This is a genomic window from Novosphingobium kunmingense (genome assembly GCF_002813245.1).
Classification (GTDB): Bacteria; Pseudomonadota; Alphaproteobacteria; order Sphingomonadales; family Sphingomonadaceae; genus Novosphingobium; species Novosphingobium kunmingense.
In genome coordinates, this window is sequence record NZ_PHUF01000002.1 from 230830 (window position 1) to 244013 (window position 13184).

17 protein-coding genes are annotated in these 13184 nt (G+C 65.9%); 7 read left to right on the forward strand and 10 right to left on the reverse strand.

The features are described from left to right. The first annotated feature begins 49 nt into the window (after positions 1-49). The 3 genes from B0I00_RS01115 (at position 50) to B0I00_RS16960 (ending at position 1740) form a co-directional block, all read left to right on the forward strand. A complete protein-coding gene (locus B0I00_RS01115; protein WP_232730062.1) occupies positions 50-526 on the forward strand; it encodes a DUF6265 family protein in 477 nt (158 codons plus the stop codon). A gap of 23 nt (positions 527-549) precedes the next feature. Further along, positions 550-1392 (forward strand): PhzF family phenazine biosynthesis protein, encoded by an 843-nt coding sequence (locus B0I00_RS01120; protein WP_100865529.1) that lies wholly within the window; start codon positions 550-552, stop codon positions 1390-1392. 210 nt (positions 1393-1602) lie between these two features. After that, on the forward strand, positions 1603-1740 hold the full coding sequence (locus B0I00_RS16960; RefSeq protein WP_157812444.1) for a hypothetical protein: 138 nt from the start codon (positions 1603-1605) through the stop codon (positions 1738-1740). A 72-nt stretch (positions 1741-1812) separates the two neighbouring features. On the opposite strand, the gene B0I00_RS01125 is transcribed toward B0I00_RS16960, so the two are convergent. The 8 genes from B0I00_RS01125 to B0I00_RS01160 form a co-directional block, all read right to left on the reverse strand. After that, positions 1813-2067, reverse strand: coding sequence for an ATP synthase F1 subunit epsilon (locus B0I00_RS01125; RefSeq protein WP_100865530.1), 255 nt, complete (start codon positions 2065-2067; stop codon positions 1813-1815). A 4-nt stretch (positions 2068-2071) separates the two neighbouring features. Next, on the reverse strand, positions 2072-3562 hold the full coding sequence (gene atpD / locus B0I00_RS01130; RefSeq protein ID WP_198519114.1) for a F0F1 ATP synthase subunit beta: 1491 nt from the start codon (positions 3560-3562) through the stop codon (positions 2072-2074). A 161-nt stretch (positions 3563-3723) separates the two neighbouring features. After that, positions 3724-4656 (reverse strand): aldo/keto reductase, encoded by a 933-nt coding sequence (locus B0I00_RS01135; protein WP_100865531.1) that lies wholly within the window; start codon positions 4654-4656, stop codon positions 3724-3726. Continuing rightward, positions 4643-5404: a phytanoyl-CoA dioxygenase family protein gene (locus B0I00_RS01140; protein ID WP_100865532.1), complete on the reverse strand. Its 762-nt coding sequence runs from the start codon at positions 5402-5404 to the stop codon at positions 4643-4645. The genes B0I00_RS01135 and B0I00_RS01140 overlap by 14 nt, the downstream gene beginning before the upstream one ends. Beyond that, a complete protein-coding gene (locus B0I00_RS01145; protein ID WP_100865533.1) occupies positions 5397-5975 on the reverse strand; it encodes an LbetaH domain-containing protein in 579 nt (192 codons plus the stop codon). The genes B0I00_RS01140 and B0I00_RS01145 overlap by 8 nt, the downstream gene beginning before the upstream one ends. A gap of 157 nt (positions 5976-6132) precedes the next feature. Then, complete coding sequence (locus B0I00_RS01150) at positions 6133-7011, reverse strand: F0F1 ATP synthase subunit gamma (RefSeq protein ID WP_100865534.1); 879 nt, start codon at positions 7009-7011, stop codon at positions 6133-6135. 23 nt (positions 7012-7034) lie between these two features. Continuing rightward, on the reverse strand, positions 7035-8564 hold the full coding sequence (gene atpA, locus B0I00_RS01155) for a F0F1 ATP synthase subunit alpha (RefSeq protein ID WP_100865535.1): 1530 nt from the start codon (positions 8562-8564) through the stop codon (positions 7035-7037). Positions 8565-8566: 2 nt separating this feature from the next. Further along, a complete protein-coding gene (locus tag B0I00_RS01160) occupies positions 8567-9121 on the reverse strand; it encodes a F0F1 ATP synthase subunit delta (RefSeq protein WP_100865536.1) in 555 nt (184 codons plus the stop codon). A gap of 157 nt (positions 9122-9278) precedes the next feature. Here B0I00_RS01160 and B0I00_RS01165 point away from each other — a divergent pair, with 157 nt between their 5' ends. The 4 genes from B0I00_RS01165 to B0I00_RS01180 all read left to right on the forward strand — a co-directional run bounded on the left by B0I00_RS01165 (position 9279) and on the right by B0I00_RS01180 (position 12298). Beyond that, positions 9279-9959 (forward strand): dienelactone hydrolase family protein, encoded by a 681-nt coding sequence (locus B0I00_RS01165; protein ID WP_232730063.1) that lies wholly within the window; start codon positions 9279-9281, stop codon positions 9957-9959. An 82-nt stretch (positions 9960-10041) separates the two neighbouring features. Then, entirely contained in the window at positions 10042-10518 is a 477-nt protein-coding gene (locus B0I00_RS01170) for a DUF1203 domain-containing protein (RefSeq protein WP_100865538.1), read from the forward strand. Further along, positions 10515-11537: a bifunctional transcriptional activator/DNA repair enzyme AdaA gene (locus tag B0I00_RS01175; protein WP_269800234.1), complete on the forward strand. Its 1023-nt coding sequence runs from the start codon at positions 10515-10517 to the stop codon at positions 11535-11537. Before B0I00_RS01170 ends, B0I00_RS01175 begins: the two co-directional genes overlap by 4 nt. Beyond that, entirely contained in the window at positions 11534-12298 is a 765-nt protein-coding gene (locus tag B0I00_RS01180; protein ID WP_100865539.1) for an isocitrate lyase/PEP mutase family protein, read from the forward strand. Before B0I00_RS01175 ends, B0I00_RS01180 begins: the two co-directional genes overlap by 4 nt. A 3-nt stretch (positions 12299-12301) precedes the next feature. Here the strand turns inward: B0I00_RS01180 and B0I00_RS01185 are convergent, their stop codons facing one another. Both B0I00_RS01185 and B0I00_RS01190 read right to left on the reverse strand, forming a co-directional pair. Beyond that, positions 12302-12934 (reverse strand): glutathione S-transferase family protein, encoded by a 633-nt coding sequence (locus tag B0I00_RS01185; protein ID WP_100865540.1) that lies wholly within the window; start codon positions 12932-12934, stop codon positions 12302-12304. A gap of 33 nt (positions 12935-12967) precedes the next feature. Further along, complete coding sequence (locus B0I00_RS01190; protein WP_100865541.1) at positions 12968-13150, reverse strand: hypothetical protein; 183 nt, start codon at positions 13148-13150, stop codon at positions 12968-12970. Between the last annotated feature and the right edge of the window lie 34 nt (positions 13151-13184).

The window sequence follows — 13184 nt, forward strand, 5'->3', positions numbered from 1 at the left end:
GGCCTATCGTGCGGAAACAGGGCCTGATGCCCGCAACTGAGGTTTTCGCGTGTCCAGATATCTGCTTCTTGCCGTTGTTGCCGGGTGCCAGCTTGTCGTTGCGGGTGGCGCCCGGGCGGTCGACGCGCCGCTGCCGGAGTTCATGGCCGGCACCTGGATGATGGAGCAGGGCGCTGAATGGAGCGACGAGTTGTGGAGCGATGCCAAGGGCGGGCTCATGCTCGGCGTTGCCCGCACCGGATTCGGGACCGAACTCAAGACCTGGGAGCTGGCGCGGATAGAGAGAAAGGTCGACGGTTCGATCAGCTTCCACGCCCAGCCCAAGGGGGCGCCGCCGACCGAGTTCAAGCAGGTGCTGCGCAGCGCGGATTCGGTCGAATTCGCCAACCCGGCCAACGACTATCCGCAGCGCATCCGCTATTGGCGGCAGGGCCAGTTGCTGATGGCCGAGATTTCGAAGCTGGACGGTAGCCAGGTGATGCGCTGGAACTATCGCCCGGTGATCCCGCCGCGCGACGATCGCTGAACAAAAGCCACAGGGGATTGCCGATGCCGCGCCTACGCGCCTTCACACAGGTCGACGTGTTCACCGCCGTTCCGTTCAAGGGCAATCCGGTGGCCGTGGTGCTCGACGGATCGGGCCTCACCGATGCCGAGATGCAGGCCTTCGCCAACTGGACCAACCTGTCGGAGACGACTTTCGTCCTGCCTCCGACGGATCCGGCCGCGGACTATGCCCTGCGCATTTTCACGCCGAAGGACGAATTGCCCTTCGCCGGACACCCCACCCTGGGCAGTGCCCACGCCGTGGTCCACGCAGGGTTGGCCAAGCCCAAGGCCGGTCGGCTGGTGCAGCAATGCGCGGTTGGCCTGGTCGACCTCGCCGTCGATGAAGCGGGAATCGCGTTCCGCCTGCCGCGCTACGCGCAGACACCGGTCAAGGATCCCGAGGCGGTGGCCTGGCTGGGGGAGGGCGTCCGCGTGGCGGGCACGCCGCAAGCGGTCGATGTCGGGCCGGTCTGGCTGATCGCCGAACTGGCCGAACGATCCGCGCTCGAAAATCTGGCGCACGATCCCGCGAGGCTGACACGGTTTTACCAGGCGACCGGCATGACCGGGGCGACGATCTTCGCGCGCGACGGCGACGGCATCATGGTGCGCAGCTTCGCGCCGGGCGATGGCATCCCCGAAGATCCCGTCTGCGGGAGCGGCAATGCGGCGGTGGCGGCCTATCGCCTGGGACAGGGACAGATCGGCGCGGGCAGCCGCTACATAGCAAGCCAAGGCCGCCAGATCGGCCGCGACGGCAGCATTTCGGTGCGGATCGAGGGCGATTCCATCCACGTCGGCGGGGCCTGCGTCACCTGCATCGAAGGTACCGTGCTGCTTTGATGCAATCGTTGTTCAGTCAACGCGGGCTCTATTCCGGCCTGGTTAAAGTATTGATGGCAAGGGATAGTTGAAGCGGCATGGCACTTTGCCGCTCACTACCTGCTCTTGTCGCAAATATACAAGTTTTTGTGCGGGCGCAGCATTATCCTTAACAAACAATAAGCCGCAAAACGGTCGCCGTGTTGAAGTCTCACTCGGAAGGACGTTGCTTTGCCCAGGCTGCCAACAAATGCTCCGCAGTTCGACCCGCTCTACTCGCTGATCCTCATCAGCCTGACGGTGTTTCTCGTCGGCATGCTGATCACCAACGAACAGGCGCGCCTGATCCTGGCCCACCCGTTCGGATGACCGGTGACCCAGCGCAAACAAGAAGGGCGGCCCAATCGGACCGCCCTTCTTGTTTTGTGATCTCAAAGCCGCTCAGTCGACGTGTTCGGCCAGAACCGTCAGGCCGTTCTCGCCGACTTCTGCAAAGCCGCCCTGGACCTGAATCTCTTCGGGCGTGGCGCCTTCGGTCTTGTAGACCTTGAGCGTGCCGTCGCGCACCGTCGACATGAAGGGCGCGTGGCCTTCGAGCACGCCGAACTCACCCTCGGTGCCGGGGACGACGACCATGTAGACGTCGTCCGAACGGACCAGGCGCGCGGGCGTGACGAGTTCGAAGTGAAGCGCCATGGCCTTAGGCCTCGTCCGCCATCTTCTTGGCCTTGGCGACCGCTTCGTCGATCCCGCCGACCATGTAGAACGCGGCTTCGGGGAGGTGATCGTATTCGCCGTCGACCACCGCCTTGAACGACTTCACGGTGTCTTCGACCTGGACGAACTTGCCCGGGATGTTGGTGAAGACTTCGGCGACGTGGAACGGCTGCGACAGGAAGCGCTGGATCTTGCGCGCACGGGCGACGGTCAGCTTATCTTCTTCGCTCAGCTCGTCCATGCCGAGAATGGCGATGATGTCCTGCAGCGACTTGTACTTCTGCAGGGTTTCCTGGACGCGGCGGGCAACGTCGTAGTGTTCCTGGCCGACGACCGCCGGGGACAGCACGCGGCTGGTCGAATCGAGCGGGTCGACCGCCGGATAGATGCCCAGTTCCGAGATCGCGCGCGACAGCGTGGTCGTGGCGTCAAGGTGCGCGAACGAAGTGGCCGGTGCAGGGTCGGTAAGGTCGTCCGCGGGAACGTAGATCGCCTGCACCGAGGTGATCGAGCCCTTGGTGGTCGAGGTGATGCGTTCCTGCAGCGCGCCCATGTCGGTCGCGAGGGTCGGCTGGTAGCCCACGGCCGAAGGAATACGGCCAAGCAGCGCCGACACTTCCGACCCGGCCTGGGTGAAGCGGAAGATGTTGTCGACGAAGAACAGAACGTCCTGGCCTTCCTGATCGCGGAAGTATTCGGCCATGGTCAGGCCCGACAGGGCAACGCGGGCGCGCGCGCCCGGGGGTTCGTTCATCTGGCCGAACACGAGGGCGACCTTCGAACCATCGGGGGTCGGGTTGCCCTCGGCGTCCTTGGCGATGACGCCGGCGTCGAGGAATTCGTGGTAGAGGTCGTTACCTTCGCGGGTGCGTTCGCCGACGCCCGCGAAGACCGACACGCCGCCGTGGCCCTTGGCGATGTTGTTGATCAGTTCCTGGATCAGCACGGTCTTGCCGACGCCGGCACCGCCGAACAGGCCGATCTTGCCGCCCTTGGCGTAGGGGGCGAGAAGGTCGATGACCTTGATGCCGGTGACGAGGATCGCCGCTTCGGTCGACTGGTCGACGAATTCCGGAGCCTTGGCGTGGATCGGCGCGCGCATGTCGGTGCCAACCGGGCCGCGTTCGTCGATCGGATCGCCGACGACATTGAGAATGCGTCCCAGGGTCTGCGGGCCGACCGGCACCGAGATCTGCGCGCCGGTGTTGGTCACCGGCTGGCCGCGGGTCAGACCGTCGGTCGAGTCCATGGCGATGGTGCGCACGGTGTTTTCACCGAGGTGCTGCGCCACTTCGAGAACCAGGCGGTTGCCGTTGTTGTCGGTTTCGAGCGCCGAGAGAATGGCCGGCAGTTCGCCGTCGAACTGCACGTCGACGACGGCGCCGATGACCTGGCTGATCTTGCCGCCGGCGGTGTTCGCGGCAGCGACCGGGGTGGCCTTCTTGCGGGTGGTTGTCTTGGCGGCAGTAGCCATCGTCACTTTCCTTGCATCAAAGCGGGAGCGCGCCTTTCGGGCTGTCCCTGCGGTGTTGATGACGCTGGCCCGGGCCAGCCGTCAATTTCCTGTCTTTCCCTGCTCGGACCACGAAGGTGGCCGACAAATCTGTTCCGAAGCGGACGCTGAGTCGGTGGCCCTTAAGCACAACCGGCCAGCGCAGTCCACCTTGGATTCGACAATTGTCCGTGGCCGGCGCGAGCATTGGCGCGGGCATGGTCGGGCCGGCTCGTTCCGAACAGGCTGGAAAGCACCAGGGGGTGTCCGGTGAGGTATTGCAGAGCGGCCTCTGGCGCCGGTTTTCCGGTCGATTCGAGACGCTTTGCGAGGGCCTTCGCCTTGAACGCGAACCAGGGATCGTCGCGCAGCGCGCGAAGCAGGTACCACAGGCCTGAACGGCTTGTCGGTCGAAAGGATGAGGTGTCGAAACGGCCCCGCGCCAGGGCCGTGCCGCTCATCACTGTCTTGCCCGCAGCGACCAGCCGTTCCATTGCCGCGGCGTTGCGGAAGTCGGCCACGTTGTGCTGCAGCATGATCACATCGACCGGCGTATCGGCGGCGGCGGCGAGCACGGCGTTGTCGAACGAGTTGATCCCGGACAGCCCGATCCGCCCGGCCGCCTTCTGTCGTTCGAACCAGGCAAAGACACCGGGATTGAGATCGATCCGCGCGGGCCCGTGAAGGTAGAGGACATCGACCCGGTCGAGCCCGAGCCGCGCGAGGCTGGCGGCGAAGCTGCTTTCGAGCAGCACCGGATCGAACCCGCGCACGATGCGTCCGTCGATCAGGTTGGTGCCGACCTTGGTCGTGATGACGAAGTCGGCCGCGTCGCGGCCGGAAAGCCAGCGGCCGAGCCGGGATTCGCCGAGCCCTGCGCCGTAGCTTGGCCCGGTGTCGAAGTGGTTGACCCCCTCCGCGGCAAGAACGTCGAGGATTTCGGCGGCGAGGGCTTCCTCGAATCCGGGCTTGGCCCAGAGCGAGGAGCAACCGAAGCCGAGCGCCGAAATCGGCTTGCCGCAGGGCAGATGCCGTATCCAGCCGCGCGGTGCAGGTCCGGTTTCAGCCCTGGCCACGACGCCGCGCCTCGATCAGCCTTCGCCCGGCACGGACCGCGCGCAAGAGGGCGCTGTCGCCATGCGGATCGCCGTGATGCAGCAGCAGGGTCGCACGCAGCGATCCGGGCGCGCAGGGCAGGTTGCCGTGCAAGGTGCGATAGCCTTCGAACAGGTACAGATCGCCCGGCTTCAAGACCTGCATGTGTGCGGTGAGGTTGGCCCGCGCCTTCGCTTCGGTGCGCCGCCAGGCCCAGCGGTTCTGCGTCAGGGCCTTTTCCGCAAGGTTGCCGAGGACGCTGCGGCGATAGGGACGGTGCGCTGGAAAGGTCAGCAACTCGCCCGCCGCGCCCGGCTCGCCTTCGGGGATGAACAGCGGCACCAGCATGGTCACGACGCTGGCGTCGTAATGGAACTGGCAGGAACCGTCCCCGCCGCGGGGGCCGGCGATAACGCGCAGCACGTTGTAGACCGACAGATCGAACGTGGCATTGGGCTTCAGTCGGCGCCCGACCTGTTCCAGCAGCGCGACCACGCCGGGGGCGTGGGCGATTTCGGCCAAGGGGGAACTGGCATCGGCAGCGGGATCGACAAGCGAGAAGAACTTCTCGCCATGCCGCTCGAGGTGCGCGCGGACGTGGCCCCTCGCGCGTTCGAGCCATTCGCCGGGCACAGCCTGTTCAAGGCGGACGAAGCCGTCGCGTTGCAGCTGCGCCGCCGTGGCATCGGCATCGACCGGAATGGCGGGGATATTCGCGGCCTCAGGCATCGGTTTCGCTCAGCACGGGGCGTGTCTTGACGAGGGAAGCGGGATTGCCGCGATAGACGCCCCAAGCCTCGGCATCGCCGAACAAAACGCCGCGCGCGGCCAGCACGGCGCCGCGCCCCATCGTCACGCCAGGCCCGACGAAGGCTTCGGCTGCAATCCAGCATTGATCGCCGATCGCGATGGGGCGCAATCGCAGCTGGAAATGCCAGTCGTCGATCGCGTGGGTGCTGGCGCAGAGGTGGGCGCGCTGCGAAATCACGACATCGTTGCCAATGCGGATCGCGCCCTGGTTGTAAAGGTGCGCGCCGGGCCCGACCATGACGTTGGAACCGACCAGCAGATTGCGCGGATCCCAGATCCGGACGCTGGCGTAGATCCGGCAATTCGCGCCAATCCGCGCACCGAATGCGCGCAGCACGGCTGCGCGCCAGGCGTGCAGCGGGGGCGGGGTCCAGGCGGCGAGCAGGGTCCAGGCAACCTGCCACACCGCGCGATAGGCCCGGCTGCCGAGGCTGAAGGCCGGGCCGCCTTCACGGTTTCCGGACTGCGCGGACACAAGGGGTTCGCTCAAACTGGGATGCTCCGCGACCGAATGGCATCCGCCGGCGAGGGCAGGCGATGCAACCGCCCGTTAGTAGGACGCAGCGGGCGCCAATGGCAAGATTGCCAAAGGCGCCCGCGTGTCGTTCGATCATCCGGCGCCGTGGCGCCAGAGGCCGGCATGGCTGCTAGAGAGCTTCCGCGCCGGCGATGATTTCGATCAGTTCGGTGGTGATCGCGGCCTGGCGGCTGCGGTTGTACTGGATCGTCAGCTTGCCGATCAGGTCGCCGGCGTTGCGCGTGGCATTGTCCATCGCGGTCATCGACGCACCCTGTTCCGACGCCATGTTTTCAAGCAGGGCGCCGAAAAGCTGGGTCTTGAGGTAGCGCGGCAGCAGCGCGGCGAGGATTTCCTCCTCGTCCGGCTCGTATTCCACTGCGGCGCCAGCCGCCCCGCCTTCGGCCGCCTTGGGGGCGGGGACGGGGATGATCTGCTGTTCGGTCGGTTCCTGCACCAGCGCAGAGCGGAACTTCGAATAGAACAGGTGGGCAACGTCGAACTTGCCCGCTTCGTAGAGCGCGACCAGTTCGGCGGCGATCTTTTCCGCTTCACCGTAGCCCGGTTCGCGCACGTCGGTGGTGTCGAACATGGCAAGAATGTCGTTCGGAAACTCGCGCCGGATCACCGCGCGGCCCTTGCGGCCGACGAGGTAGAACAGCACGGTCTTGCCTTCGGCCTTGAGGCGGCGGGCAGTGCCGAGGGCAGCCTTGACGATGTTCGAGTTGAACGCGCCGGCAAGACCCTTGTCCGAATTGGCGACGACCAGCAGGTGAACCTGATCCTTGCCAGTACCGGCGAGCAGCCTGGGGCTGTTTTCGCTGACCGTGATCTTGCTGGCGATCGAGCCCATGACCGTGGCCAGCCGCGCGGCATAGGGACGCGCGGCTTCCGCCGCGGCCTGCGCCTTGCGCAGTTTGGCGGCGGCGACCATCTGCTTGGCCTTGGTGATCTTCTGGGTCGACTTGACCGAGTTGATCCGCCCTTTGAGTTCCTTAAGCGAGGCCATGAAGCCTTACCCTTTCAGTCGGATCAGGCGAACTGCTTCGCGAAAGCGTCGAGCGCGGCAACGGTCTGCTTCTTCGCATCGTCGCCGAAATCGCGGGTGTCGCGGATCAGCTTGAGCGTGTCGGCATGGCTGTCGCGCATGAAGCTGAGCATTTCGGCTTCGTATTGCGTGACCTTGTTGACCGGGATCGAGTCGAGGTAGCCGTTGGTGCCGGCGAAGATCGACACGGTCTGCTCCTCGAACGACAGCGGGCTGAACTGGGCCTGCTTGAGCAGTTCGGTCAGGCGCGAACCGCGGTTGAGCAGCTTCTGGGTCGAGGCGTCGAGGTCCGAACCGAACTGGGCGAAGGCCGCCATTTCGCGGTACTGCGCCAGCTCCAGCTTGATCGAGCCGGCGACCTTCTTCATCGCCTTGGTCTGGGCGGCGCCGCCTACGCGGCTGACCGAAAGGCCGACGTTGATGGCCGGACGGATGCCCTGGTAGAACAGGCCGGTTTCAAGGAAGATCTGGCCGTCGGTGATCGAAATGACGTTGGTCGGAATGTAGGCCGACACGTCGCCCGCCTGGGTTTCGATGATCGGGAGCGCGGTCAGCGATCCGCCGCCCTGGCTGTCGTTCATCTTGGCCGCGCGTTCGAGCAGGCGGCTGTGGAGATAGAACACGTCGCCCGGATAGGCTTCGCGGCCCGGCGGGCGGCGCAGCAGCAGCGACATCTGGCGATAGGCTACGGCCTGCTTGGAAAGGTCGTCGTACACGATCACGGCGTGCATGCCGTTATCGCGGAAGAATTCGCCCATCGTCGCGCCGGTGTAGGGTGCCAGGTACTGCAGCGGGGCGGGCTCCGATGCGGTCGCGGCGACCACGATCGAATATTCCATCGCGCCGTTTTCTTCGAGCTGGCGGACGATCTGCGCCACGGTCGAGCGCTTCTGACCGACGGCGACGTAGATGCAGTACAGCTTCTTCGATTCGTCCGTGCCGGCGTTGACTTCCTTCTGGTTGATGAAGGTGTCGATCGCGACGGCGGTCTTGCCGGTCTGGCGGTCACCGATGATCAGTTCGCGCTGGCCGCGGCCGACGGGAACGAGGGCGTCGATCGCCTTGAGGCCGGTTTGCACCGGTTCGTTGACCGACTGGCGCGGAATGATGCCCGGCGCCTTGACTTCGACGCGCTGGCGGCTGTCCGAAACGATCGGGCCCTTGCCGTCGATCGGGTTGCCGAGCGCGTCGACCACGCGGCCGAGCAGGCCCTTGCCGACGGGGACGTCGACGATGGTGCCGGTGCGCTTGACGACGTCACCTTCCTTGATCTCGGCGTCCGAGCCGAAGATCACGACGCCGACATTGTCGGCTTCGAGGTTCAGCGCCATGCCCTGAACGCCGTTGGCGAATTCGACCATTTCGCCGGCCTGGACCTGGTCCAGACCATGAATGCGGGCGATGCCGTCACCGACGGAGAGCACCGAACCGACCTCAGAAACCTGGGCGGCGGTGCCGAAGCTGGCGATCTGGTCCTTGATGACCTTCGAGATTTCAGCGGCGCGGATATCCATGTTCAGCCTTTCATCGCGTTCGCGAGGGTGTTCAAACGGGTGCGGATCGAGGAATCGATCTGGGTCGAGCCGATCCGCACGACGAGGCCGCCGAGCAGTTCGGGATCGACCTTTGCGGTAATCTTGACGTCCTTGCCCTGACGCGCCTTCAACTTTTCGGCGAGGCTGGCGATCTGCGAGGCGGACAGCGGGTGGGCGCTGGTGACTTCGGCGCTCGCTTCGCCGCGGGCGGCGGCGGCGATCGTGTGGAACGCGCTGACCACCTGGGGCAGGGTGCCCAGCCGACGGTTGGCGGCAAGCACGCCGAGGAAGTTCTTGGTCAGCGCTGACAGGCCGAGCACGTCGGCGACACCGTCGATAGCCTTGCCGCCAGCGTCGCGGCCGATCTGCGGATTGCGAATCAGCGCGGCGAGATCGGCGGAGCCGAGAATCGCCTGATCCAGTTTCTCGAGGTCGGATTCGACCACGGTGACAGAGGCCTGCTCACTCGCCAGATCGTAAAGGGCAGAGGCGTATCGCCCTTGCAGACTGGCCGTAATGCCGCCGGAATTCTCCACGCGCTCAGGTTCCTTGCATCGGGTGCGTTGGCAGGGCAGAACCAGCACTTGTCGTGCCAAATGCCCCTTGGACGGGGGCGCGCATAGCGACGATCTTGCAGCGATGCAAGAACGAGGGCGTGCAAACGGACTCAAGTGCAATATGAGGGAGTGGACAGTGGGCGACTGGATCACGCTGACAATGGGCGATGGCCACGCCATGCCCTGTTACCATGCAGCGCAGGAGGGCGAGCGCCGGGGCGGATTGATCCTGGTCCATGAAATCTTCGGCGTGACCGAGCATATCCGCGACCTGTGCGACGAATACGCCGATGACGGCTACGAGGTTATCGCCCCGCAACTGTTCGATCGGCAGCAACCTGGCTGCGACCTCGGCTATAGCGGAGCAGATTGGGAACGGGCGGTCCAGATCGCGCGAAAAGAACACGACTGGGACCAGGGGCTCGACGATACGGCCCGCTGCATCGCCTGGATGAAGGCGCGTGGTGGGCCGGTTTTCATCGTCGGCTATTGCTTTGGCGGATCGGTGTCCTGGCGGATGGCGCAGCTCTCCGACGATCTCGACGCGGCGAGCTGCTATTACGGCGGATACATCGCCACGCGCTTTGCCGACGAGGCGCCCCGGTGCGCGACGATCACCCACTTCGGGCGCTACGATTCGATGGTGCCGATCGAACCGGTCGAAGCCCTGATCGCGAAGCAGCAACCGACGGCGCAGCATTTCATCTACGAGGCGGGTCACGGCTTCAATTCGGACCGGCGCAAGGACTGGCATCCCGAAAGCGCGGACCTCGCCAAGGAGCGCACGCTGATGCTGTTCCGCGCCCTGGGAGGTTAGGCCCGACTTTGAACGCAAGTTGCGGGACGCGCCCGGCACTGGCCATGTCCTAACAGGGTGGCACACCGACAGGAGCCATCCCATGACCTATCGCATTGCCGGCCTCGATCCGGCGCAATTCGCACCGCTGTTCGCCATGTCAGATGACAAGCTGGCGGCGCGCAACGCCCGCCGCGTGACGGCAGCCGCCTCGCGCGGCTATCCCTGCCGCGTCTCGCTCCAGGACGCAGACGAGGGCGAGGAGCTCATCCTGCTGCACCATGTCAGCCACGATGTCGCGACGCCTTACCGCAGCGCCTATGCCATCTATGTCCGTCGCGGCGCAGTTGCGGCCGAGACGATCGACGCGGTTCCGCCGGTGTTCGAGGGTCGGCCGCTCGGACTGCGCGGGTTTGCTGCGGACGGAACCCTGCAGGACGCACGCCTTGCCTTGCCGGGCGAGGCCGACGCGCGGATCCGCGACCTTCTCGACAACCCGGCGATTGCCTATATCCATGCCCACAACGCCGCGCACGGCTGCTTTGCCGCGCGGATCGATCGCCACGGAGACCGGCTGTGACCCTCGACCTCGACGAGTGCTGGACTGCAGTTATGGCCCGCGACCGCGCCTTTGACGGCCGCTTCGTGACCGGCGTGCTGACCACCGGGATCTATTGCCGCCCATCCTGCGCCGCGCGGCATCCAAGGCGGGAGAACGTCCGCTTCTACGCCGCGGGCGCCGAGGCGCGCGAGGCCGGCTTGCGGCCGTGCCGGCGCTGCCTTCCCGACGATGTCAGCCGCGACGAGCGGGCGGTGTTGTCCGCCATCGCCGCGATCAAGGCGGCAGGCCAGCCGCTGGCCCTGACCGCGCTTGCGGACGAGGCGGGCTATTCCCCGACGCACTTCCAGCGGATGTTCACCCGCCATACCGGGCTGTCGCCGGCGGCCTATGCCCGGGCACTGATGGCCGAGCGCGCCGCCGATGCCCTGACTGACGAGGGGCAGGTGACCGGTGCGATCTATGCGGCAGGCTATTCGGCGCCGTCGCGATTTTACGAAGGAACACGTGGGAGACTGGGAATGACGCCATCGGTCTGGGCAGGCGGCGGCAAGGGCGCGACGATCCACTGGGCCGTGGTCGATACCTCGCTGGGGCGGATGCTGGTCGCCGCGACCGACCGGGGGGTGTGCCGGCTGTCGTTTGGCGAGGGCCGCGAAGCGCTCGAGCAGCGCTTTCCCAAGGCAGAACTGGTCGAAGGCGGCGCATCGCTCGAAGGGCTGCTGGCCGATGTCATCGCCGCGGTCGAAGCTCCGGGCGACTTCTCACACATCCCTCTCGACGTGAAAGGGACCGCGTTCCAGGAAGCGGTGTGGCGTGAATTGCAGCGCATTCCGCCCGGCGAAACGCGCAGCTATGCCCAGCTTGCCGCTGCGGTCGGTCGGCCCAGGGCGGTGCGCGCTGCGGGGAGCGCCAACGGCGCCAACAACGTCGCCGTGCTGATCCCCTGCCACCGCGTCATCAACAGCGGCGGCGGCCTCGGCGGCTATGCATACGGCCTCGATATCAAGCGAAAGCTGCTGGAAAAGGAAGCCAAATGAACACCAAGGTCGACAAGTTTCGCGCGCTTCACGTGCCGGGCGATCCGCTGATCCTGTTCAACATCTGGGACGCCGGCAGCGCCCGGGCCGTGGCCGAGGCGGGAGCCAAGGCGATCGCCACCGGCAGCTACGGCGTGGCCGAGGCGCAGGGCTTCAAGGACGGGGAGGAATTCCCGCTCGACCGCGCGCTCGACGTCGTCGCCGGCATCCTGCGGGTCACCGACCTGCCGGTCACCTTTGACATGGAGTCGGGTTATGGGGACACCGCAGTGGCGGTCGGCCTATCGGTTGCGCGGGCCCTCAAGGCAGGCGCAGCGGGCATCAACATCGAGGACCACCTCCCCGGACAGAGCGCGTTGGTGCCCGTGGCAGAGCAGGCGGCCCGGCTCAGGGCGGCAGCCGATACCGGAATATTCGTCAACGCGCGGTGCGACGTCTATCGCGGGGTGAAGCCCGATGATTACGGTCCGCACCTGGTCGACGCCGTGCTCGAACGGGCCCGTGCCTATGCCGATGCGGGAGCAGGCGGGCTGTTCGTGCCGTTCCTCGGCGATCACGGCGCGATTACGAAGATCTGCGCAGGCTCGCCTTTGCCGGTCAACGTCTTGTGGGGCCCGGGGCGCGGTACGCGAGACGAACTCGCGGCGCTGGGCGTGGCGCGGATCAGCTATGGCCATGGCCCCTGGGCGGCAGCGATGGCCTGGCTCAAGGACCAGGCGGGCGCGGTTTTCGGCGGGGAAGTGGCTCCCTACGCGCGGTAGGGATCAGGCAAGCATCGGCGCCATGCCGGGCTCGGCCTTGGCCATGGCGGTCTGATAGGCCGGACGCTCGCCAATGCGCTGGAGATAGGCCGCGATATTGGGGAAGGTGGCCAGCGACGCGCCGCCGAACGCGCGCGACGTGGTCAGGTTGAAGCCCATCATGATGTCGGCCAGCGTCAGGTTGCGTCCGCCAAAGAACGGACTTTCGGCCAAGCGTGCTTCGGCCAGTTGCCAGCCCTTGGCGCCGCGATCCGCGACGAAGGCCGGCAGCTCGGTCGCACCGGCGGACTGCGCGGCCAGGGCCATCATGCCGTTGGTCATGAAGGTGGCGTTGGAGAAGTGGAACCAGAACAGGTGGCCGGCAAAGTCCGCGTCATCCGGCCCAGGCGACAGACGGTTGCCGCCATACTTGCGAGCAATATATTCGCAGATCGCGCCGCTTTCGCCCAGGACAAGGTCTTCGTCCTCGATCACCGGGGCGATCCCCATCGGATGCAGCGCCTTGTAATCGTCGGGCGCCATGCGATTGTCCTCGCGCCGGTTGTACAGCCTGAGGTCGTAGTCGAGGCCCAGTTCCTCACACAGCCAGACGATCCGTTCGGATTGCGAAATGCGCAGGTGATGAACAGTCAGCATGGCGTGTCTCCCAGCGGCCGACGACGGGCCGGCTCAGCGGGTGGCATCGCCCGCCGGTTTGCCCGTGTCAACTGCACTTGCGCCCGCTGCATCGCGCATGGTCTTGATCTGCATCAGCATGGCCTTGCCCGATTCGCCGCGATGCGGGTCGTTGGCCAGCACCTCTACCAGGCGGATCGCAGCGTCGTATTGCCCCAGCCGGGCGAGGTCGAACACCCGAACCGCAACTGTCGAAGACCAGGCTATCTTT

Coding starts and splice junctions, on each gene's coding strand:
- B0I00_RS01150 (WP_100865534.1), bottom strand. CDS start 7,011: ATGGCCTCGCTTAAGGAACTCAAAGGGCGGATCAACTCGGTCAAGTCG.
- B0I00_RS01125 (WP_100865530.1), bottom strand. CDS start 2,067: ATGGCGCTTCACTTCGAACTCGTCACGCCCGCGCGCCTGGTCCGTTCG.
- B0I00_RS01170 (WP_100865538.1), top strand. CDS start 10,042: ATGACCTATCGCATTGCCGGCCTCGATCCGGCGCAATTCGCACCGCTG.
- atpD (WP_198519114.1), bottom strand. CDS start 3,562: ATGGCTACTGCCGCCAAGACAACCACCCGCAAGAAGGCCACCCCGGTC.
- atpA (WP_100865535.1), bottom strand. CDS start 8,564: ATGGATATCCGCGCCGCTGAAATCTCGAAGGTCATCAAGGACCAGATC.
- B0I00_RS01140 (WP_100865532.1), bottom strand. CDS start 5,404: ATGCCTGAGGCCGCGAATATCCCCGCCATTCCGGTCGATGCCGATGCC.
- B0I00_RS01180 (WP_100865539.1), top strand. CDS start 11,534: ATGAACACCAAGGTCGACAAGTTTCGCGCGCTTCACGTGCCGGGCGAT.
- B0I00_RS01120 (WP_100865529.1), top strand. CDS start 550: ATGCCGCGCCTACGCGCCTTCACACAGGTCGACGTGTTCACCGCCGTT.
- B0I00_RS01185 (WP_100865540.1), bottom strand. CDS start 12,934: ATGCTGACTGTTCATCACCTGCGCATTTCGCAATCCGAACGGATCGTC.